Origin of the sequence: Morganella sp. BCCO 40_0007 (assembly GCF_032989665.1) — a bacterium.
GTDB classification, from domain to species: Bacteria; Pseudomonadota; Gammaproteobacteria; order Enterobacterales; family Enterobacteriaceae; genus Morganella; species Morganella sibonii.
The window spans coordinates 160,879-181,153 of sequence record NZ_JAVBIN010000007.1; the positions used below are offsets into that span (position 1 = coordinate 160,879).

The window sequence follows — 20,275 nt, forward strand, 5'->3', positions numbered from 1 at the left end:
GACATTTTTATTCTTCTTCCTGTGGCGGCGCTTTTTTCCCGCCGGTCTTTCCTTTACCCTTCGCGGCCGTTTTCCCCTTTCCTTTTGCCCCCGCTTTTTTTGCCCCCGCTTTTTTTGCCTGTGGCGGCGGCGGTAAATCACGGAAAGCGCGGACATTCCGGTTCTGTCTGGCCTGGTTTATCAGTCCGGTCAGCGTTTCGGATAACGGCACCATAAAATCCTGATAACGGTACTGTTTTTCACTGATTTGCGTCAGTGTGGATTCCCAGTGTGCGGTCATATCCGGCAATGTCGCCATTTCCGGCAAAACATGAATCAGCGCCCGTCCCGCCGGTGATGAGTGAATATTCCGCCCTTTTTTGTACAGAAATTCACGGCGGAACAGCAGTTCAATAATCCCGGCCCGGGTCGCTTCTGTTCCCAGGCCATCTGTTTCACGCAGCACTTTTTTCAGGGATTTATCTTTCACAAACCGGGCAATCCCGGTCATGGCGGATAGCAGCGTGGCATCCGTAAACGGCCTCGGCGGCTGAGTCTGGCGTTCAACCACTTCACCGCGTTCACACAGGAGCTCGTCCCCTTTGGTCAGCACCGGCAGCGGAGTTCCTTCGTTTTCCTCGTCACGCTCTTTGGCGCCCAGCATGGTCCGCCAGCCCGCCTGAGAAAGGAAACGTGCTTTTGCCACAAATTTACCGTTAGCGATATCCAGTTCAATCACACATTTGCGGTATTGCGCATCCGGCATAAACTGCATCAGATACTGACGCGCAATCAGCTCGTAGATATTGGCTTCATTCTCACTGAGTGACACGGAGACCGATTTTGCCGTCGGAATGATGGCGTGGTGCGCATCTACCTTTTTATCGTCCCAGCAGCGGTTACGCAACGAATCATCAAGGTTATCCTGCGGCAGCAGATGCGGGGTATGTACAGAAATGGCGTTAAGCACACTGTGACGCCCGGCAAAATGCTCTTCCGGCAGATGGCGGCTGTCCGAACGGGGATAGGTAATCAGTTTGTGGGTTTCATACAAACGCTGGCAGACATCCAGCACCGCCTGGGCACTCAGCCCGTAGCGTTTGGCGGCCTCAATCTGTAAGGCGGATAATGAAAACGGCAGCGGCGCGACCTCATTTTCGGTTTTATCCTGAAAATCCGTCACATACGCCGGCTTGCCGGTAATACGGCTGACCACATGTTCCGCCAGCGGCCGGTGGGTCAGACGCCCTTCTTCATCCTGATAGTCCTGACAGGCATCGCTCGGCACCCACATCGCCGTAAAGCGCTCATCTGCCGGGGTGACAATATGTGCCCGTACCTCAAAGAAATCCCGCGGCACAAAGTTTTCAATTTCTTCGTCACGACGCACCACCAGCCCGAGTACCGGGGTCTGCACACGGCCGACCGAGAGCACACCGTTATACCCGGCATTGCGGCCGAGAATGGTGTAGGCGCGCGTCATATTGATACCGTAGAGCCAGTCGGCCCGGGATCGCGCCAGTGCCGAAACACACAGCGGGATAAAATCACGGTTGGAACGCATTTTATCCACCGCCCGTGTTACCGCCTGCGGGTTAAGATCATTGACCAGACAACGTTGTACCTGCTGTCGTTTTTCCGGCGGTAACTCCAGGAAATCCAGAACCTCATCCACCAGCAGTTGCCCTTCGCGATCGGGGTCTCCGGCGTGGATAACTTCGGTTGCGGAACTGAGCAGCGTACCGATAGTGCGCAGCTGTTTCGCTACTGAGTCGCGGGGTCTGAGGATCCATTTTTGCGGGATAATCGGCAGGTCAGCCAGGTTCCAGCGGGCGTAACGCGGATCATAAGCATCCGGCTCTGCCTGTTCCAGCAGGTGGCCGACACACCAGGTCACGCAGTCATTCTGACCGCAGCGGATAAAGCCGTCCCCCCGCTGGTGCGGTTTGGGTAATACATCCGCAATCGCACGGGCGAGGCTGGGCTTTTCGGCAATAAACAAACGCATGTTTATGCGGTGACTTCAATCAGTGCACGGGACGGGTCCGGCTCAGTCAGTTCACCGACCGGGCTTAATGTCAGGCCGTATTTGCGGGCAACCGCCTCCACTTCCTCACGCGCCGCCGGGTCGACCGCCAGCAGCAGGCCGCCGGATGTCTGCGGATCACACAGCAGTTTGCGTTGTACATCGGTCATTTCGCCGATAAGGTGGCCGTAGCTGTCAAAGTTACGCTGTGTACCGCCCGGGCAGCAGCCCTGTGCGATATAGTCATAGACCCCCGGCAGCACCGGAACAGAATCGGTGTGAATGATGGCCTGTAACCCGGAACCCTGGCAAATTTCACTCAGGTGGCCGAGCAGACCGAACCCGGTCACGTCGGTCATCGCTTTTACACCGTCAATTTCAGAGAAATCTGCGCCGGGTTTGTTGAGCTGACACATAGTGTCACGCGCCAGATTTTTATGTTCAGGCCGCAGTTTGCTCTGTTTTTCCGCCGTGGTCAGAATGCCGATACCCAGAGGTTTGGTCAGCAGCAGCTGGCAACCGGCTTTTGCGCGGTTATTTTGTTTGATTTTATCTGTCGGGACGATACCGGTGACGGCCAGACCGAAAATCGGCTCAGGGGCATCAATAGAGTGACCGCCCGCCAGTGAAATACCGGCATCGCGGCAGACCGCACGTCCGCCCTCAATTACCTGCTGTGCGATTTCAGGAGCCAGTTTGGCGATCGGCCAGCCGAGGATCGCAATCGCCATAATCGGCTTGCCGCCCATAGCATAAATATCACTGATGGCGTTGGTGGCTGCGATACGTCCGAAATCATACGGGTCATCCACAATCGGCATAAAGAAATCGGTGGTACTGATAATGCCGGTCCCGTTACCGATATCATACACCGCCGCATCATCACGGGACTCATTACCGACCAGCAGATTCGGATCGATAAATTTGGCCTGCTCACTGTGCAGGATGGTATCGAGCACTTTCGGGGAAATTTTACAGCCGCAACCCGCGCCGTGACTGTATTGCGTTAAACGCACCGCTTCTGACATGATAGTCTCCTTGTTAGCGTCAGTCCGCTCAGAAATACGTGACAAACGGTGTCAGATCCGGTGCTGCCACTTTGGCAGGCGCTTTCAGTGCCGGAGTACCGAGATACAGAAAGCCGACAATTTTATCGTGCTCCTCACATCCCAGGCCTTCCCGGACCACCGGATCTTTTGTCCACGCACCGGTACGCCAGATCCCGCCGAAGCCCTGAGCCACAGCAGCCATCTGCATCGCATGAACCGAACAGCCCGCCGCCACAACCTGCTCCCATCCGGGAACTTTATGTTCCGGCTTCACTTTCGCGATAACCGTGATAATCAGCGGCGCACGTAATGGCGCGTTGCGGGCTTTTTCTTCGACTTCCGGCCCGAGCCCGGCTGTTTTTGCCGCATTTTCGAGCAACTGACTGAATTTGGTGATGCCGTCACCCTGCATCACGATAAAATGCCAGGGCTGTAACGCGCCATGATCCGGCGCACGCATCCCGGCATTGAGAATATTTTTTAATGCTTCGCCTTCAGGTGCAGGTGTTGTCAGGCGGGAAGCAGAACGGCGGTTGAGTAATAATGTCAGTGCATCCATCGGTTTTCCCCTTTTTGAGTCGCTAATAAGCTACCACTTTTTTCACTATTTTTAAGGATAGATTGCTTAACTGCTTATATTTTCCGCAATGTGTCGTTTTCAGGCTGACAAATCCGCACATCCTCTTTACGATAGCAGGACATCTTTGTCTTTGGAGCCGTCATGCATACTTTATGGACTATCATTGCCGGAATATTTAAATGGAGCTGGCGAATACTGAATTTTGTGCGTCAGCTTGCCGCCAATGTCCTTTTTATCATTATACTGCTGCTTGCCGCCGGAACCTATGCACTGCTGACTGAGCAGGATGCTCAGGTCAGCCGTGAACCCGGTGCATTATATGTAAATCTCTCCGGCGTTGTCGTCGATCAGCTGACCCGTAACAGTCCGCTGGAAAGCCTTTCACTTCAGCTGCTCGGGGCCTCTTCCGGTCAGTTACAGGAAAACTCCCTGTTTGATGTGGTTGAAACTATCCGTACCGCCGCCACCGACCCGGACATCACCGGAATGATCCTGAAACTGGATGATTTCGTCGGTGCTGATCAGCCGTCACTTCAGTATATCGGCAAAGCCATTACTGAATTCCGCAAACAGGGTAAGCGGGTTTACGCCGTCAGCGGCAACTATAACCAATCTCAATATTATCTGGCCTCTTATGCAGACAAGATATACATGCCGCCGCAGGGCAGCATCGGTATCTACGGCTTTGCCACCAATACGCTGTATTATAACGAATTGCTGGAAATGCTGAAGGTGAAAACACATATCTTCCGCGTCGGCACTTATAAATCAGCGGTTGAGCCGATGATGCGTAACGATATGTCGCCGGAAGCCCGTGAATCCACACAGCGTTTTATCAGCGTGCTGTGGGATAATTATCTCACCACCCTTGCGGAAAACCGCAAAACCGCTAAGGATACGATTTTCCCGGGCGCACAGCAGATGCTGGCACTGATGAAAACCGCGAAAGGCGATAATGCCGGTTATGCTGTCACACAAAAACTGGTTGATGAGATTATGCCGGCTAACGTGTTTGAGGCAGAAATGACCAAAGCATTCGGCTGGGATAAACAAAACAACACCATCAATGCCATTCCGTTTGCCGAATATGCCAAAAACATGAATATCGGCGTACCACAGGGTAAAACCACCGGCAATATCGCCGTGATCGTGGTTCAGGGCGCCATCGTTGACGGCCCGGATGCACCGGGAATGGCCGGTGGTGATACCATCGCCGCACAAATCCGTGAAGCCCGTCTGGACCCGGAAATAAAAGCGCTGGTATTGCGGGTGAACAGCCCGGGCGGCAGTGTCACCGCATCCGATCAGATCCGTGCGGAAGTCGCGGCACTGAAACAGAGCGGTAAATCCGTGGTGGTTTCCATGGGCGGACTGGCCGCTTCCGGCGGGTACTGGATTTCAACCCCGGCGAACTACATTATTGCGTCCCCGAGTACCATTACCGGCTCCATCGGTATCTTCGGTGTGGTCACCACGTTTGAAAACACCCTGAGTGAAATCGGTGTACATACCGACGGCGTTTCCACTTCGCCGCTGGCAGATACCAGCGTAACCAAAGCGCTGACACCGGAATTCTCAGAGCTGATGCAGCTTTATATCGAAAACGGGTACAGTAATTTTATTAATCTCGTTGCCAAATCACGCCATAAAACACCGGAAGAGGTGGATAAAATTGCCCAGGGTCGTGTTTGGGTCGGTACGGATGCCAAAGCTAACGGTCTGGTTGATAAACTCGGCGATTTTGACGACGCTGTCGCCAAAGCGGCAGAGCTGGCCTCTGTTGAGCAGCCGGTTCTCAACTGGATGCAGCCGGAAATGACCTTTATCGACAAACTGCTTGCGGAAACCGCCGGGAATGTGAAAGTCACCCTGCCGTCTTCCCTTCAGGGACTGATCCCGGCTCCGGTCGGTGCACAGCTGACACAGCAGGCATCCTTTATGAAAATGCTGACTGATCCGCAGTACCGTTATGCGTTCTGCTTAAATTGCACCAATATTCAATAAGTTTTATTCTTTACTCTCAGAAGCCTGTTCGTGACGAACAGGCTTTTTTTTATTTCTGAAGCCCCTATAATTTCCTTCCCTGTACTCATCGTTAAGAGCAGTAACATGCAAAAGAAATCCATTTATGTGGTCTATACCGGCGGGACTATCGGTATGCAGCACTCGGCGCAGGGCTATATCCCTGTATCCGGCCACCTTCAGCGCCAGGTAGCCAAAATGCCGGAATTTTTCCGTCCGGAGATGCCGGATTTTACCATTACCGAACACCAGCCGCTGATTGACTCGTCCGATATGACGCCGGATGACTGGCAGTGTATCGCGGATGATATCAAAGCCCAGTATGACCGTTATGATGGTTTCGTTATCCTGCATGGTACGGATACCATGGCGTTTACCGCCTCCGCACTCTCCTTTATGTTTGAGAATCTGACCAAGCCGGTCATTGTTACAGGGTCACAAATCCCGCTTGAAGCGCTGCGCTCCGATGGTCAGATCAATCTGCTTAATGCCCTTTATCTGGCGGCTAATTATCCGGTTAATGAAGTGGGATTATTTTTTAATAACCGGTTATACCGGGGTAACCGTACCGTCAAAGCACATGCTGACGGTTTTGCGGCCTTTACTTCCCCGAACTACCCGCCGCTGATGGAAGCAGGGATTAATATCCGTAATCTCAACACCCACCCGCTGCCGCAGAACACCGCACCGTTCACACTGCATAACATCACTCCGCAGCCTATCGGCGTGGTAACGGTGTATCCGGGGCTGTCAGTCGATGTGGTTAATAACATTCTGCAGCAGCCGGTCAAAGCACTGATTATCCGCTCTTACGGCGTCGGTAACGCCCCACAGCATCCGAAACTGCTCACTGCCCTGCGGGAGGCCACCGAACGGGGTATCATTGTGATCAACCTGACACAGTGTATTTCCGGCCGTGTCAATATGGGCGGTTATGCCACCGGTCATGCCCTGGCGGAAGCCGGTGTGATCAGCGGTTTTGATATGACGTTCGAAGCGGCGCTGACCAAACTGCATTATCTGCTCAGTCAGGATTACACCAGCGACGAGATCCGCATCCTGATGCAGCAGGATCTGCGCGGTGAGCTGAGCTATAACGATAACTGAGGAGTCTGCAATGAAACCGGCACTGCTTCTGGTGGATATCCAGAATGATTTTTGTCAGGGCGGCAGTCTGGCTGTCCGCGACAGTGATACCGTGATCCGCACAGCAAACCGGATGATAACCCGCTGTCAGCAGCAGGGTATCCCGGTGATCGCCAGTCAGGACTGGCACCCGGCAAACCATCTCAGCTTCGCGGTCAATTCCGGGACAGTAATTGGTGAATGCGGTGAACTGAACGGACTGCCGCAGGTCTGGTGGCCGGTACATTGTGTGCAGAACACGGCGGGAGCTGATTTTCATCCTGACCTGAATAAACATGCCATCACCCATATTATTTATAAAGGTGAAAACCCGGCGGTGGACAGCTACAGCGCGTTTTATGATAACGACCACCGGGAGCCGACCGCCCTGCTGCCACTGCTGGCAGAACAGCACATCACGCATCTCGCGGTGCTGGGGATCGCCACAGATTACTGTGTGAAATTTACGGTGCTGGATGCACTGGCGGAAGGTTTTGCCGTCACCGTGATTACGGACGGATGCCGGGGCGTTAATTTACAGGCAGAAGACAGCCTCACGGCACTGACAGAGATGGAAAACGCCGGAGCGGTTTTGCAGACAGCGGCTCAGTTCTGCGGCGAAAAAGAATAGCGATCGTCATGACGGGACAGCAAGCACTGTCCCGTTTTATTCTCAGTCCTGCGGCTTCAGTGTGGCAAGGTGCGTGTCGGTAAACAGCGCTTTCAGTTCCTGTTTGCTTTTCAGACTGATCTCCCCGTCAGTACCGACCGTCATATGTGCAGGGTCAGCATTATGCCGGGACTGCCATAACATCACCAGTTGCAGACTACTGTTTTTCTGGGATTCCGTCAGTGGTACACCGTCCGCCCATTTACCCAGTTCAACCGCTGTCACCAGGCGTCCGTATACGTCCGGCGTCATGGCAGACAATAAATCATCAATTTCCATACTCTTCCTTCCCCGAAAGCGTCTGATTTTACGTTTTTATCACATCAGAAGCTGAATCGTTTTTTCTGTCGTTATACAAATGTTAAATTTCAATATAACCAAACTAACCGTTTGTTATCGCTTTTGTTTTTTCATCTTCAAAACTCAGGGATGCTGAATTAATACAATAACGCTGCCCTGTCGGGGCCGGCCCGTCAGGAAAAACATGCCCCAGATGAGCATCACAATGACCGCAACGGGTCTCAATACGATGCATGCCATGTGAGGTATCGTCAATATACCGGACTGCACTTTTGCTGACCGGTTCATAAAAACTCGGCCAGCCGCAACCGGCATCAAACTTGGTATCCGAATAAAAAAGCGGAGAACCACAACAAATACAACGATATACCCCCTGTTTCTCATTATAGAGCAGGCGGCCGGTAAACGGGTGCTCAGTTCCCGCTTCCTGTGTGACATAGCGCTGAATCTCTGTCAGCTCAGCGGGTGTATCCCGCTTTTTATCAGTCCCGGACATAGCTGAATCCTTATCATTATTGTGCAGGGTCAGTCAGAATACAGAATAACAAAAAATTAACATCAAATGACCGGATGTTATTCTAAACTTGTCATGTCAGCATTGACACCACTTATTTGTGACATTCTTCACATTTATGCCCCATACACGCTGTCTTTATTCCGGTAACTCCCGATAATAGCGGCGACAAATTTACTGAAAGTGGCGATTTGTTGAGCAGAACAAATGTTAAATGACATTAATTGACACGATTCCGCTTGACGGCTGGCAAGGTTTTGGTAACTTTAGTAGCAACTTTAATTCACTAACAAATAGCTGGTGGTAATACTATGACTATCAAAGTAGGTATTAATGGTTTTGGTCGTATCGGCCGTATCGTATTCCGTGCTGCACAAGAGCGTTCAGATATCGAAATCGTTGCAATCAACGACCTGCTCGATGCAGATTACATGGCATACATGCTGAAGTACGACTCAACTCACGGCCGTTTTAACGGAACCGTTGAAGTGAAAGATGGCCATCTGGTTGTTAATGGTAAAACTATCCGCGTTACCGCCGAGCGTGACCCTGCAAACCTGAAGTGGAACGAAGCCGGTGTTGATATTGTTGCTGAAGCAACCGGTCTGTTCCTGACTGACGAAACTGCACGTAAACACATCCAGGCAGGCGCGAAGAAAGTTGTTCTGACCGGCCCTTCCAAAGATGCAACCCCGATGTTTGTTATGGGTGTTAACCACAAAGATTACGCGGGCCAGGAAATCGTTTCTAACGCATCCTGTACCACTAACTGCCTGGCACCACTGGCAAAAGTCATCAACGACAAGTTCGGTATCGTTGAAGGTCTGATGACTACTGTTCACGCCACCACCGCCACTCAGAAAACCGTTGACGGTCCTTCACACAAAGACTGGCGCGGCGGCCGCGGCGCATCCCAGAACATCATCCCGTCTTCTACCGGCGCAGCAAAAGCAGTGGGCAAAGTTATCCCTGCACTGAACGGTAAACTGACCGGTATGTCTTTCCGTGTTCCTACCCCTAACGTTTCTGTTGTTGACCTGACTGTCCGTCTGGAAAAATCAGCAACCTACGCTGAAATCTGCGAAGCAATCAAAGCAGCTGCAGCAGGCGAGCTGAAAGGCGTGATGGGTTACACCGAAGATGACGTGGTTTCCACTGACTTCAACGGCGAAGTACTGACTTCTGTGTTCGATGCCAAAGCCGGTATCGCACTGAACGACAACTTTGTGAAACTGGTTTCCTGGTATGACAACGAAACCGGCTACTCTCATAAAGTTCTGGATCTGATTGCACACATCTCCAAATAAGTCTGCACTCATGTTCTCTGAAATGGCCGCAATTGCGGCCATTTTTTATTTTGTACATCGTGACAGCATCATGCAGATTTAAATGGTGATATCTTTAAATACATTTCGTTACCTGTTTCATATTATTTTTCCGGTGACTACCATCAACAGGAAAGTAACCGTGAAAATAATATCCCATGCTCCGGAATATCAGCCATTACGAGCAGGAAGCTGTACTCAGAATCAGCCTGTTTTCAGCTATCTGAAAGACAACCTCGCTTCCGTTATTAATAGTTTCAAAACATTCTCAACCGGATGTCATACACAGAAAGATCATAATATCCGCAAAGTGTGTGAACGATTAATTGCGCTGACCTGCATGACCCCCGAATGTTATCTGACTCCCGTAATAAAAGCGTACGCGCAGGAACTCGGGGTTGTATTACCGGGTCAGACCGAGCCTGTTGCAGCAGAAAATGGACTGGCAACTGCATCAATCGGTAAATTATCTGTCTTATCCACTTCATCTGTCCCGGCACAGGCAGCATATAATATGCTCAAAAAAACAACAGGATAAATATCTGTCATCCGAAAGCGGGTTTTCACAAAAAAGTGCAGACACCATACAAATGGTACTTGAGATGGCAGAACAGGGCTTTTGTCTGTCCAGAGATCATTCTTCCCGGTATGAGGACAAGTATATTGTTACCGCAAAACCGGCAGACAATACTCAGAATAAAGAGATCTGCATTACACCGGAAAAACTTCAGATACTTCATAGCGCAGCATACCGGATGAACCTTGCACTGACCTGTCAACTGATGACCGCGCATTATAAAAATGAAAGTATCATGAGTAATACCGGCGGCACTTCACTGAGTGAACCGAATTTTTCAAATCTTTCATATCATCTTTTCTATCCTTGCTTTGATAATATATCCATCGCGGCATAAAATCCCCGCAGATCCCCGGGGCCGCTTTTGCGGCTCTTTTGTTTTGTGGTAAACAGTCGTAAAGTACAGAGTAAATGTCCTGTTTTTATTACAAAAGGGTAAATTATGATTGAGCGCCTTCTTGCATTACCGGTTACCAGTCCGATCACCCCTTCGCTGTCTCAGCGTCAGATCGGGGAACTGCCGGTTATTGTGATCGACCATCCGAAAGTCCGTGCAGCCGTCAGTTTTCAGGGAGCACAGGTACTGGCATGGCAACCGGCCGGTTCAGAACAGCCGGGGTTATGGCTCAGTGAAAACAGTGCATTTACCCCGGGCGTGGCTGTCCGCGGCGGGATACCGATCTGCTGGCCGTGGTTCGGCCCTGTGCAGGCACCCTCTCACGGTTTTGCCCGTATTATGCAGTGGGAGTTCACCGCTCATAATGAAAATGAAGAAGGTGTATTTCTGACCTTTACCCTGCGCGACAGTGCGGAAACCCGCAAATTGTGGCCGCACGAGTTCACACTGATCGCCCGTATCCGTCTGGGAGAAACCTGTGAGGTTGAACTGGAAGCCTACGGTCAGTATCAGGCAACTGCTGCGCTGCATACCTATTTTACCGTCGGGGATATTGCGCAGGTCAGTGTCAGCGGGCTGGGTCAGCATCTGCTGGATAATCTGTCACAGCGCGAAGAGTATACGGAAGAGACAAAACTGGTGTTCAATGGCCGTACAGACCGTATCTATACCGAGCCGGAGCAATCCACGTATATTCACGATAAGAAATTAAAACGTCATATTGAAGTGGTGCACTTTCATCACAGTGATGTGGTCTGTTGGAATCCGGGCGCGGCATTATCCGCCTCAATGGCCGATATGCCCGATGACGGTTACAAAACCATGGTATGTGTCGAAAGTGCGCGGATTAACCGCCCTATGGCACCACAGGGCGACAAACCGTCTCATCTCTCTGTCCGTATCCGTTTGAACCCGAAAATCGGCTGACGGGCTGCTCAGACATAATAAGGATAGTGCTGCACTTTCATCACAGTGATGTGGTCTCCCGGAACCCGGGTGCGGCATTATCCGCCTCAATGGCCGATATGCCCGATGACGGTTACAAAACCATGGTATGTGTCGAAAGTGCGCGGATTAACCGCCCTATGGCACCGCAGGGCGACAAACCGTCCCATCTTTCTGTCCGTATCCGTTTGAACCCGAAAATCGGCTGACGGGCTGTTAAGAGGCTAATAAAGCCGGTGAATGGTTACCGGCTTTCATATACCGTTGTCAGCAGCGGTGAATCAAACATCGCCACCGGTGAAATTACTGTTTCGTTCAGCGGAATATGCTCTCCGTACCGTTCTTTCATCTTCGCCTGTACTTCCGGTGAGGATAAATCAAACTCCCGCAAAGTCTGTAACTGACCGACTTCTGTATTCAGGGCATGTTTATAGATTTTCCAGACCAGTTCAGAACAGTAAATCCGCTCATCATCCCATGAAAAGGTCAGATCATAAGGCCGTGACTGATAATGAAGTGCCTGCCGGTATAACTGCTGTTGCTGTGAGGTATTCAGTGGCTTTTTCAGCCGTTTCACCACATAACGGCTGCCGGTGCCGCGTGCAATCCACTGTGCCAGCGGCGTAAAGCGGACCGTTTTTGCCGCCTCATACACATACGGTTTTCCGTCACGCAGCAGAATAATGCCCATATGGCTGTATACCGAACCGGTCGCTTTTTGAATGGCAAGGCTCTGAGAAGAGCTCGAGGTATGAAAAATAATATCGCCTTGTTGCGGCTGCCAGGCATATACCGCAGGCACCGCGCAACAGAGCAATATCAGAAAATAACGCAATACTCTGACCACAAAAACCTCCGGCAGGGTTTCAGCCATAAAAAAACTGCACCGGACAACAGTCAGGTGCAGTTCTGTTATACCACTGAATTATCAGAAAGTATAAGTTACGCCCGTCCACAGGATAGAGGTGTATTTTTTATCCACCATCGGGCTGTCTTTGGCTTCGCTTGGTAACAGGTCGATACGGCCCATCGCGAAGGCAGACCAGTTTTCATCAAACTGATAATGACCGGTGACTTCAATATACGGTGTCCAGCTGCTGCCCGGACGGTATTCATCCAGACCGCTGCGGCGGGATTCTGAATCGGTGATCCCGTATTCATAACGGTTCTGTTTTTCACTTGACCAGATAACACCGACACCCGGCTGAACAGACCATGAATCACCTTCAAATCCGTAGAGATATGCGGCATCAAAACGCATACCATCACTTTTACCCAGGATATCCCCGGAGAAGTTGGTACGCAAAGTCCCCCACTCTTCGTGATGACGGTAGCTAAACCCGGCCATCGCCGTATCGCGGCGGTTATCCAGCTTGCGCATACGGGAATCTTTATTATCTTTGGCACGGTATGCCTGCGGATAGTAGAACAGGTCAACGGACAGCTGATCTTTTTTGTCGTTCCACAGATAATAACCGGTCGCTAATGTATGAAAATAAAAGTTCTTACCCTCATAGTTAACCATCGGAACCGGCATAAACTTGTCAGAGGATTTTGTACCGCGGTATGCCTGCTCCTGATACAGAACAGACGCACCGACAGACCATTTTCCGTCGTCTGCAAAGGCAGAGGCTGACATGATCGTTAACATTCCGAGGCTGACCAGGCCGGCTGATTTCTTATGCATTATCATTTCCTGAGTTAAATTCATGTGCAAATCACCGCAACAAATGTTCGCGGGGCGAATATATTACGGTGAATGATAATTCAGCGATGACAAGAATTACAAATATTTACTGTGCCAAATTGTGCCGCCGGTTTCAGTGACCTAATGTGATTGCCGCGATCAGCGCCTGTCCGGCCGCTATCCCGCCGTCCCCGCACGGCAGTTGCCGGGGTTCAAGTACCTGTCTGTGATTTAATCCGCTCTTAATGAAACGACGCAGCAAGCGGTTATTAAATACGCCGCCGGAGAGTACAACCGTATTCGTCTTCCGCCGGGTTGCCGTATCATCGGCCAGTCCCGCCAATGTATTCGCCAGCAGCACATGAAAACGGAATGCTCTTTCCGGTACGGTCAGTGTCTCATCCGCCAGCATCTGCCAGAGCGGACGTAAATCAATGATGTTATCCGCCGTCAGCGGTAATGTGTCGCCGGTAATAAGCGCATCCTGATTGTGACACTGTAACGCACAAGCTTCCAGCGCACTGGCCGCTTCCCCTTCCCAGCTTATCTGATCAGCCGTCAGCCCGAGTGCACAGGCAACGGCATCAAATAACCTTCCGCAGGAAGAGGCTTTCGGTGCATTAAGATCCTGTTCAATCGCTTTGATCAGTAATGACGTATTTTTCCCGGCCAGCCGCGCGGCCAGTGGTGACGATGGCCACAGTCCGGCGTGATGCAGATGTGCCAGCAGATTACGCCACGGCTGCACTGCGGCTTTATCACCGCCGGGTAAACTCACCGCCGGTAACCCGCCGGTGCGGACCATCTGCCGGTAGTCACCCGCCAGAATTTCCCCGCCCCATAATGTATCATCCGCGCCGTATCCCAGGCCATCCAGCGCGATCCCCGTCACTTCGCCATCTTGCGGACACCAGCCGTGCTCTGCCAGACAGGCAGCAATATGGGCGTGATGATGGTAAACCGGAATAAACGGCACCCCGCGTGCCTTCGCCATGGCAATGCCCTTATGATGGCTGATATAGCCCGGATGAGCATCCCCGGCAATCGCCTGCGGCCGGATCTGATAAATCTGTTCGAACAATGTCAAAGACGCTTCAAGTTGCCCCTGTACGGAGAGATCGGACAAATCGCCCAGATGCGGTCCGGTAATTATCTGATGGTGATGCAGCAGACAGAAGGTATTTTTCAGATCACCGCCCAGTGCCAGTACGGCAGGCGGATTTTGGCCTGTCACCGCGCTGACATCAATAGCATCCGGCACATAGCCGCGTGCGCGCCGTATCACCTGAATATCACCGGGCTGATAACGGACGATTGAATCATCCGCCCGCTGAATAATCTCGCGGTTATGCAGGAGAAAAGCATCCGCAATGGTACTGAGTTGTTCAAATGCCGCCGCGTGATCCAGCGCCGGTGTATGGCCCGATGCGTTACCGGACGTCATAATCAGCGGGCGCTGAATATTATGCAATAACAGATGCTGTAACGGATTAGAGGGCAGCATAATGCCGGTTTCACACAATCCCGGCGCGACCAGCGGTGATAATGCGGCGGACAGACCCGGTTCATCTGTCAGCACAATCGGTGCTGCCGGGCTTTTCAGTAAGGTTATCAGGCCGGCATCCGGCTGGTGTTCTGCGCATTCCGCCAGCCAGTCAACAGACGGGATCATCACCGCAAACGGCTTGGCGGGCCGGTGTTTGCGGGCTCTCAATGCAGCCACCGCATCACTGTTTTGAGCATCCGCCACCAGATGAAAACCGCCCAGTCCCTGCATCGCCAGAATTTTTCCGTCTTTCAGTAAACGGACAGCGGCTGACAATGCATCATCAAAACGGGCAGTAATCTGCTGCTGCGGGTCAGTCAGCCAGATATGCGGACCGCAATCCGGACAGGCGTTGGGTTGGGCATGAAACCGGCGGTCAGCCGGGTCACCGTATTCGTGCTGACACACCGGACAAAACGGAAAAACTGACATGGCTGTATTCGGACGGTCATACGGCATCCCGCGGATAATCGTAAAACGGGGCCCGCAATGCGTGCAGTTAATAAAGGGATAGCGGTAACGGCGGTTTTCCGGATCAAACAATTCACGGAGGCAGGCATCACAAGTGGCCGCATCCGGAATGATCTCCGTATCCATCTCACCCTGCCCGCTAGCCGTAATGGTGAATGCCGCCGGACACTGTTCAAAAGTATAATCCTGCTGCCCGATGTGGTCGATTCTTGCCAGCGGCGGGCACTGAGCCTGTAACCGGCGGATAAAACCGGTGATATCCGCATTTGCCGGCAGGTGAATAAGCACCCCTTCACTGTCATTGCTGACATCCCCGCACAATCCCATCTGATGCGCTATCTGCCAGACCGCCGGACGAAATCCGACCCCCTGGACTTTTCCCTTCACCCGGATTTCCACACCCGCCTGCATAACGCACTCCTGACTGATTTCAACCTCCACAGTTTACTGCGCTCCGCGTGGCCGGGTATTTATCAGGATCATAAAAACAGCCGGAAAGACGTATAATTACCCGGCGGTGACCACTGGTACCCGCCGTGCCAGTGCCGTCAGCAATTCGTAGCCGATAGTCCCGGCATATTGCGCGACATCATCCACCGGGAGATTCGTACCCCACAATTCAACCGGTGTACCGATATCTGCTTCCGGACAATGGGTGATATCCGCCGTCAGCATATCCATGGATATGCGTCCGGCCAGCGGGCAGCGCTGACCGGCAACCCAAACCGGGGTGCCATCCGGTGCATGACGGGGATAACCATCGGCATAACCGCAGGCGATGGTGGCAATCCGCATGGGTTTCTGTGCGGTAAAACGGCTTCCGTAACCGACGGTTTCACCAACTTCAATATCATGAACAGCAATAATTTCACTGCGCAGTGTCATCGCCGGTTTCAGGCCGAACTCTGCAATATCCGCACTGTTACCGCTAGGTGATACACCATAAAGAATAATACCGCAGCGTACTTCATCTGCACGGACTTCCGGCTCCCACATAGCCGCTGCGGAATTTGCCAGGCACTGCGGTAAATTCAGCGAACTGAACAGCGCAATACGCGACATCTGCTTACGGATCCCGGCAGTTAAATCGGCGTCCGCAAAATGGCTCATCAGTGTGATACTGCCGACCTGCGGCAAGGCTTTCAGGCGCTGGAGTGCATTCAGATACGCCGCCGGTGAAAAGCCCAGCCGGTTCATTCCGCTGTTCAGTTTCAGATACACATTCAGAGGATGAATAAACGTTGCTTCCTCAATGGCATTTATCTGCCATTCGCTGTGTACCGATGTTGATAACTGCAAATGGTCAATCAGAGACAGATCCTGCGGCTGAAAAAATCCCTCCAGCAGCAGAACCGGTTTTTGCCAGCCCAGTTCCCGGACTTTTACCGCCTCACTGAAATCCAGCAGCGCAATACCTTCCGCCTGTGCCAGTGCGGGAAAAATCCGCTCAATGCCGTGTCCGTATGCGTCTGCTTTCACCACCGCCCACATCCGGGACGGACTGACCCGTTCTTTTACCTGAGCCAGGTTATAGCGGACCGCTTCACTGTCAATCACTGCCTGTACCGGACGAGGCATACCATCACCATTCCTTATTGTTTTATTCAGGCCGTATGCAACTGCTGCGGGATCACCAGCCGGGTTTTAAAACCGTTCAGGTAACGGGAAACCGCGAGATCATCGGCACGGATAGCCGGTTTGTCACCGGACATAATATCGGCGAGCAACTGCCCGCTGCCGCAGGCCATTGTCCAGCCAAGCGTACCGTGTCCTGTGTTGAGGAACAGATTGCTGTACGCGGTCGGGCCGACAATCGGCGTACCGTCCGGTGTCATCGGGCGCAGACCGGTCCAGAACGTTGCTTTGCTGATATCCCCGCCGCCGCCGTAAAGATCCTGAACCACCATTTTCAGTGTTTCGCAGCGTCGTCTGACAATATCCAGATTAAAACCGACCACTTCCGCCATGCCCCCGACACGAATGCGCTGATCAAAACGGGTTACGGCGATTTTGTAGGTTTCATCCAGTACAGTCGATACCGGAGCGCGGCTTTCATCAATGATCGGCATAGTCAGCGAATAGCCTTTCAGCGGATACACCGGAATGGCGATGTGTCCGTGCAGTAATTTGGTGGAATATGACCCCAGCGCCACCACATACTGATCGCCGGTGATCACTTCCTCATCACAAATCACCCCGCTGACGCGGTCACCGCTGAATTGCAGACGGTGGATATTCACGCCGAAACGGAATTTCACCCCGGCCTGCCGCGCCATCTCCGCCAGACGTTTGGTAAAGAGATTACAATCCCCGGTTTCGTCATTCGGCAGTTGCAGGCCTCCTGCCAGTTTATGTTCCGCATGAGCCAGCGCCGGTTCCGCCTCATGCAGTTCGCGGACACTCAGCAGCCGGTACGGCACCCCTTCCTGTTTCAGGACAGCAATATCATTGGCGGCGTTATCCAGTTGTTTTTGCGTACGGAACAGTTGTAATGTGCCGCCCTGACGCCCCTCATACTGCAATCCGGTTTCCGCTCGCAGCGTTTTCAGGCAGTCGCGGCTGTATTCGGCAATCCGTACCATACGGCTTTTATTCATTACATAATAATCAGCACCGCAATTACGCAGCATCTGCCACATCCAGCGCAGCTGGAACAGCGAACCGTCCGGCCTGATGGCCAGCGGCGCATGCTTTTCAAACATCCATTTCACGGCTTTCAGCGGTATACCCGGCGCACCCCACGGAGTGGCATAACCGGGGGATATCTGACCGGCATTACCGAAACTGGTCTCCTCCGCCGCGGCCGGTTGCCTGTCGATGACAGTCACATTGTGCCCTTTCTGCGCGAGATACCAGGCGGTTGTGACACCGATAACACCACTTCCCAGGATGACAATGTTCATATTGCTGCCTTTTATTTAATTTAACATTAGCATCAGCATAATATTTCAGAAACATTTTGCCAACATAGCGGAATCCCCTCATGTCATATTAAGTCTGTTTCTTTGCAGCCGGTCACAAAACAGTGTTTTTTTTAATCACTTAACTCATTAATCAAATGATTATTTTATCTGAAAATAGTTTTATTATCTTGTAATACAAGCGTTTGTTAAATAGTATGCCCACTCTCTGTCACAGGCACCGCTGTGAACTCATCGCGAAACGCAACCGGACTCCCGTCTTTGTTGCCGATGACACCAGACTGAATAAATAACCTGTATATTTTCGTTATGACAGTTATTTATCAGAATCACTTCCTTATTTTTTATGCCTTCCGGCATATTTTCCGGTTAATGACAATGAATATTAAAAACCAACGCAAAAACATCACCACCTTACCCGGCGGCCGCCGCTTCAGCTGGTATGATTCCGGCCCGGTAACCGGTATTCCGGTTGTATTCTGTACCGGCGCAGGCATGAGCGGCTCGCTCGGATTTGGTCTTTCGTACCTTAACATGAAAATATCCGGCTGATTACCCCGGATCGCCCCGGACTGGGTGATTCTTCTCCTGATGCCGGAAAATCCCTCAAGTCCTTTGCCGCTGATGTCACTTTTCTGATGCAGTCACTGGGGTATCCGCGATTCCGTGCAGCCGGATTCTCTCAGGGCGCGGTTTATGCCATGGCGCTGGCCTGTTACGCGGACGTTTCCGCGCTGGCGCTGATCTCAGGACAGGATCAGTTCGGTTACCCGGCAACACGGGCCCTGTTATCTGCGGATGTGATTGATATGCAGACTCACGCAAGAACGCAGCCTGACGGGTTCGCGGCATGGGTGCGGGACAATATCACCGCAGACTGGCTGATGAATTTCATTCTGAATTACAGCGGGGAAACGGATCTGGCCGTTTATCAGGCAGCGGATTTTTTACCGGCTTACCGGCAATGTATGGCGGAAGCATTTTCTCAGGGTAATGAAGGCTATACACAGGATCTGCTGCTCTCAATGCAGGAGTGGGGATTTACACCGGAACACATTACCTGTCCGGTTTCCCTGTGGTACGGCGAAAAAGACACCAGCACCGTACACTCCCCGGATGGCGGTAAAATCCTGGCCGGGCGTTTCCCCCGGGCGGAACATCATCTGTTTGCGGAAGAAGGCGGCTCCCTGCTCTGGACACAATCACAGGCGATATTGCAGGCACTGGCCCGCTGACAATAAAAAACCGGCGCAGTTTTGTTCACTGCGCCGGTTTTTATTATGTTCATCCTGCGTTACTGCGGATTCAGATCCTGCACGATGCCGCTCTGCATCGTCTGCCAGATAGTGCCGCTCTCTTTACCGTAGCTGCGGACACAATCCAGTACCTTATCATAAGCCTTTTCACGGCACAGACCGGTCAGCTGCCGGTAAAAATTACGCGCCAGTTTCCGGGCTTCCGGGCTCGCAAAATAGAAACGACCGACACGGGTATATAACCCTTTCAGTCCGTTAAGGATCAGGCCGTAAATCGGGTTACCGGAAGCAAAAGCCAGACCGCGGAATACATCATAATCATACTGACTGAAGGCATCAGAGTTATCATCCGGCTCATTTTCAGCACTGAGGATTTCCAGAGATTGCTCCGGGTTATTGCGAAACGCGGTACGGATAAAAATAGACGCAATGTTTGTCCGGGCTGCCAGCAGATTCTCAATCAGTTTCGGCGCACTTTCGTGATCGAGACGGGCAATCGTCTCCAGGATATTCAGCCCGGAGGTTTCCCAGAAATTATTAATTTTTGTCGGCTTACCGTGCTGAATGGTCAGCCAGCCATCTCTGGCAAGGCGCTGTAACACTTCACGCAGTGTCGTACGGGTCACACCAATCAGTTCGGATAATTCACGCTCTGCGGGTAAAATAGAGCCCGGCGGGAAACGATTATTCCAGATACTTTCAATAATATACTCTTCTGCAAACCCCGCAGGGCTCTGCGCCTTGATTACCATAGGTGACTTCGTCCAAAGCAATTAATTAACCTTCCAATTATCCGGATGATAACAGAATGCGGCGCCACGATATAGCAATCAGCTTGCGAAAGAGTGAATCCGGTCATAAATCATAATGGTGCAACCGGTAACC

At 51.9% G+C, this 20,275-nt stretch carries 17 protein-coding genes and 2 pseudogenes; 8 read left to right on the forward strand and 11 right to left on the reverse strand.

What is annotated here, in order from left to right; translation table 11 throughout:
• Nucleotides 1-7: 7 nt before the first annotated feature.
• Genes R5268_RS10235 through R5268_RS10245 form a run of 3 tightly spaced genes read right to left on the reverse strand, consistent with a single transcriptional unit; the run spans nt 8 to nt 3,613 of the window.
• Nucleotides 8-1,987, reverse strand: coding sequence for a DNA topoisomerase III (locus tag R5268_RS10235; protein ID WP_317419945.1), 1,980 nt, complete (start codon nt 1,985-1,987; stop codon nt 8-10).
• A gap of 2 nt (nt 1,988-1,989) precedes the next feature.
• Nucleotides 1,990-3,033 carry a selenide, water dikinase SelD gene (gene selD / locus R5268_RS10240; protein ID WP_410795828.1) on the reverse strand — a complete coding sequence of 348 codons (1,044 nt, stop codon included), beginning with the start codon at nt 3,031-3,033 and terminating at the stop codon, nt 1,990-1,992.
• A 28-nt stretch (nt 3,034-3,061) separates the two neighbouring features.
• A complete protein-coding gene (locus R5268_RS10245) occupies nt 3,062-3,613 on the reverse strand; it encodes an NAD(P)H nitroreductase (protein ID WP_046893478.1) in 552 nt (183 codons plus the stop codon).
• A gap of 162 nt (nt 3,614-3,775) precedes the next feature.
• Between R5268_RS10245 and sppA the strand changes: the two genes are divergently transcribed.
• The 3 genes from sppA (at nt 3,776) to pncA (ending at nt 7,412) form a co-directional block, all read left to right on the forward strand.
• Nucleotides 3,776-5,638, forward strand: coding sequence for a signal peptide peptidase SppA (sppA, locus tag R5268_RS10250; protein WP_317419943.1), 1,863 nt, complete (start codon nt 3,776-3,778; stop codon nt 5,636-5,638).
• 105 nt (nt 5,639-5,743) lie between these two features.
• Nucleotides 5,744-6,763 (forward strand): asparaginase, encoded by a 1,020-nt coding sequence (ansA, locus tag R5268_RS10255; RefSeq protein ID WP_046893480.1) that lies wholly within the window; start codon nt 5,744-5,746, stop codon nt 6,761-6,763.
• A 10-nt stretch (nt 6,764-6,773) separates the two neighbouring features.
• A complete protein-coding gene (pncA, locus tag R5268_RS10260) occupies nt 6,774-7,412 on the forward strand; it encodes a bifunctional nicotinamidase/pyrazinamidase (protein WP_317419940.1) in 639 nt (212 codons plus the stop codon).
• 42 nt (nt 7,413-7,454) lie between these two features.
• Here the strand turns inward: pncA and R5268_RS10265 are convergent, their stop codons facing one another.
• A complete protein-coding gene (locus R5268_RS10265; protein ID WP_052927561.1) occupies nt 7,455-7,730 on the reverse strand; it encodes a YeaC family protein in 276 nt (91 codons plus the stop codon).
• 103 nt (nt 7,731-7,833) lie between these two features.
• Entirely contained in the window at nt 7,834-8,247 is a 414-nt protein-coding gene (gene msrB / locus R5268_RS10270) for a peptide-methionine (R)-S-oxide reductase MsrB (protein WP_004235540.1), read from the reverse strand.
• Between the two features lie 329 nt (nt 8,248-8,576).
• Between msrB and gapA the strand changes: the two genes are divergently transcribed.
• The 4 genes and pseudogenes from gapA to R5268_RS10290 form a co-directional block, all read left to right on the forward strand.
• The gene (gene gapA, locus R5268_RS10275; protein WP_052927560.1) at nt 8,577-9,572 is read left to right on the forward strand and encodes a glyceraldehyde-3-phosphate dehydrogenase; all 996 of its coding nucleotides are present in this window, start codon (nt 8,577-8,579) and stop codon (nt 9,570-9,572) included.
• Between the two features lie 455 nt (nt 9,573-10,027).
• Nucleotides 10,028-10,504: a hypothetical protein gene (locus R5268_RS10280; protein ID WP_317419934.1), complete on the forward strand. Its 477-nt coding sequence runs from the start codon at nt 10,028-10,030 to the stop codon at nt 10,502-10,504.
• A 105-nt stretch (nt 10,505-10,609) separates the two neighbouring features.
• Nucleotides 10,610-11,491, forward strand: coding sequence for a D-hexose-6-phosphate mutarotase (locus R5268_RS10285; RefSeq protein ID WP_317419932.1), 882 nt, complete (start codon nt 10,610-10,612; stop codon nt 11,489-11,491).
• A 26-nt stretch (nt 11,492-11,517) separates the two neighbouring features.
• Nucleotides 11,518-11,718 (forward strand): annotated as a pseudogene (locus R5268_RS10290) (D-hexose-6-phosphate mutarotase); the annotation flags it as partial.
• 35 nt (nt 11,719-11,753) lie between these two features.
• Here R5268_RS10290 and R5268_RS10295 read toward each other — a convergent pair.
• The 5 genes from R5268_RS10295 to R5268_RS10315 all read right to left on the reverse strand — a co-directional run bounded on the left by R5268_RS10295 (nt 11,754) and on the right by R5268_RS10315 (nt 18,116).
• Nucleotides 11,754-12,383 (reverse strand): YiiX family permuted papain-like enzyme, encoded by a 630-nt coding sequence (locus R5268_RS10295; protein WP_317420252.1) that lies wholly within the window; start codon nt 12,381-12,383, stop codon nt 11,754-11,756.
• Nucleotides 12,384-12,437: 54 nt separating this feature from the next.
• Nucleotides 12,438-13,196: a MipA/OmpV family protein gene (locus R5268_RS10300; RefSeq protein ID WP_046893486.1), complete on the reverse strand. Its 759-nt coding sequence runs from the start codon at nt 13,194-13,196 to the stop codon at nt 12,438-12,440.
• Between the two features lie 133 nt (nt 13,197-13,329).
• Entirely contained in the window at nt 13,330-15,624 is a 2,295-nt protein-coding gene (gene hypF, locus R5268_RS10305) for a carbamoyltransferase HypF (RefSeq protein ID WP_317420250.1), read from the reverse strand.
• A gap of 96 nt (nt 15,625-15,720) precedes the next feature.
• Nucleotides 15,721-16,791, reverse strand: coding sequence for an alanine racemase (gene alr / locus R5268_RS10310; protein WP_317420248.1), 1,071 nt, complete (start codon nt 16,789-16,791; stop codon nt 15,721-15,723).
• Between the two features lie 26 nt (nt 16,792-16,817).
• Nucleotides 16,818-18,116 carry a D-amino acid dehydrogenase gene (locus R5268_RS10315; protein WP_317420246.1) on the reverse strand — a complete coding sequence of 433 codons (1,299 nt, stop codon included), beginning with the start codon at nt 18,114-18,116 and terminating at the stop codon, nt 16,818-16,820.
• Between the two features lie 396 nt (nt 18,117-18,512).
• Between R5268_RS10315 and R5268_RS10320 the strand changes: the two are divergent.
• Nucleotides 18,513-19,369, forward strand: a pseudogene (locus tag R5268_RS10320) (alpha/beta fold hydrolase).
• A 59-nt stretch (nt 19,370-19,428) separates the two neighbouring features.
• Here the strand turns inward: R5268_RS10320 and fadR are convergent.
• Nucleotides 19,429-20,142, reverse strand: coding sequence for a fatty acid metabolism transcriptional regulator FadR (gene fadR / locus R5268_RS10325; protein WP_046893491.1), 714 nt, complete (start codon nt 20,140-20,142; stop codon nt 19,429-19,431).
• Between the last annotated feature and the right edge of the window lie 133 nt (nt 20,143-20,275).

Bases quoted from the DNA above. Each gene is read 5' to 3' on its own strand.
- R5268_RS10285 (WP_317419932.1), top strand. From the start codon at position 10,610: ATGATTGAGCGCCTTCTTGCATTACCGGTTACCAGTCCGATCACCCCT.
- R5268_RS10315 (WP_317420246.1), bottom strand. From the start codon at position 18,116: ATGAACATTGTCATCCTGGGAAGTGGTGTTATCGGTGTCACAACCGCC.
- ansA (WP_046893480.1), top strand. From the start codon at position 5,744: ATGCAAAAGAAATCCATTTATGTGGTCTATACCGGCGGGACTATCGGT.
- selD (WP_410795828.1), bottom strand. From the start codon at position 3,033: ATGTCAGAAGCGGTGCGTTTAACGCAATACAGTCACGGCGCGGGTTGC.
- fadR (WP_046893491.1), bottom strand. From the start codon at position 20,142: ATGGTAATCAAGGCGCAGAGCCCTGCGGGGTTTGCAGAAGAGTATATT.
- alr (WP_317420248.1), bottom strand. From the start codon at position 16,791: ATGCCTCGTCCGGTACAGGCAGTGATTGACAGTGAAGCGGTCCGCTAT.
- pncA (WP_317419940.1), top strand. From the start codon at position 6,774: ATGAAACCGGCACTGCTTCTGGTGGATATCCAGAATGATTTTTGTCAG.
- msrB (WP_004235540.1), bottom strand. From the start codon at position 8,247: ATGTCCGGGACTGATAAAAAGCGGGATACACCCGCTGAGCTGACAGAG.
- R5268_RS10280 (WP_317419934.1), top strand. From the start codon at position 10,028: ATGGACTGGCAACTGCATCAATCGGTAAATTATCTGTCTTATCCACTT.
- R5268_RS10245 (WP_046893478.1), bottom strand. From the start codon at position 3,613: ATGGATGCACTGACATTATTACTCAACCGCCGTTCTGCTTCCCGCCTG.
- R5268_RS10300 (WP_046893486.1), bottom strand. From the start codon at position 13,196: ATGCATAAGAAATCAGCCGGCCTGGTCAGCCTCGGAATGTTAACGATC.
- hypF (WP_317420250.1), bottom strand. From the start codon at position 15,624: ATGCAGGCGGGTGTGGAAATCCGGGTGAAGGGAAAAGTCCAGGGGGTC.
- R5268_RS10295 (WP_317420252.1), bottom strand. From the start codon at position 12,383: ATGGCTGAAACCCTGCCGGAGGTTTTTGTGGTCAGAGTATTGCGTTAT.
- gapA (WP_052927560.1), top strand. From the start codon at position 8,577: ATGACTATCAAAGTAGGTATTAATGGTTTTGGTCGTATCGGCCGTATC.
- sppA (WP_317419943.1), top strand. From the start codon at position 3,776: ATGCATACTTTATGGACTATCATTGCCGGAATATTTAAATGGAGCTGG.
- R5268_RS10265 (WP_052927561.1), bottom strand. From the start codon at position 7,730: ATGGAAATTGATGATTTATTGTCTGCCATGACGCCGGACGTATACGGA.
- R5268_RS10235 (WP_317419945.1), bottom strand. From the start codon at position 1,987: ATGCGTTTGTTTATTGCCGAAAAGCCCAGCCTCGCCCGTGCGATTGCG.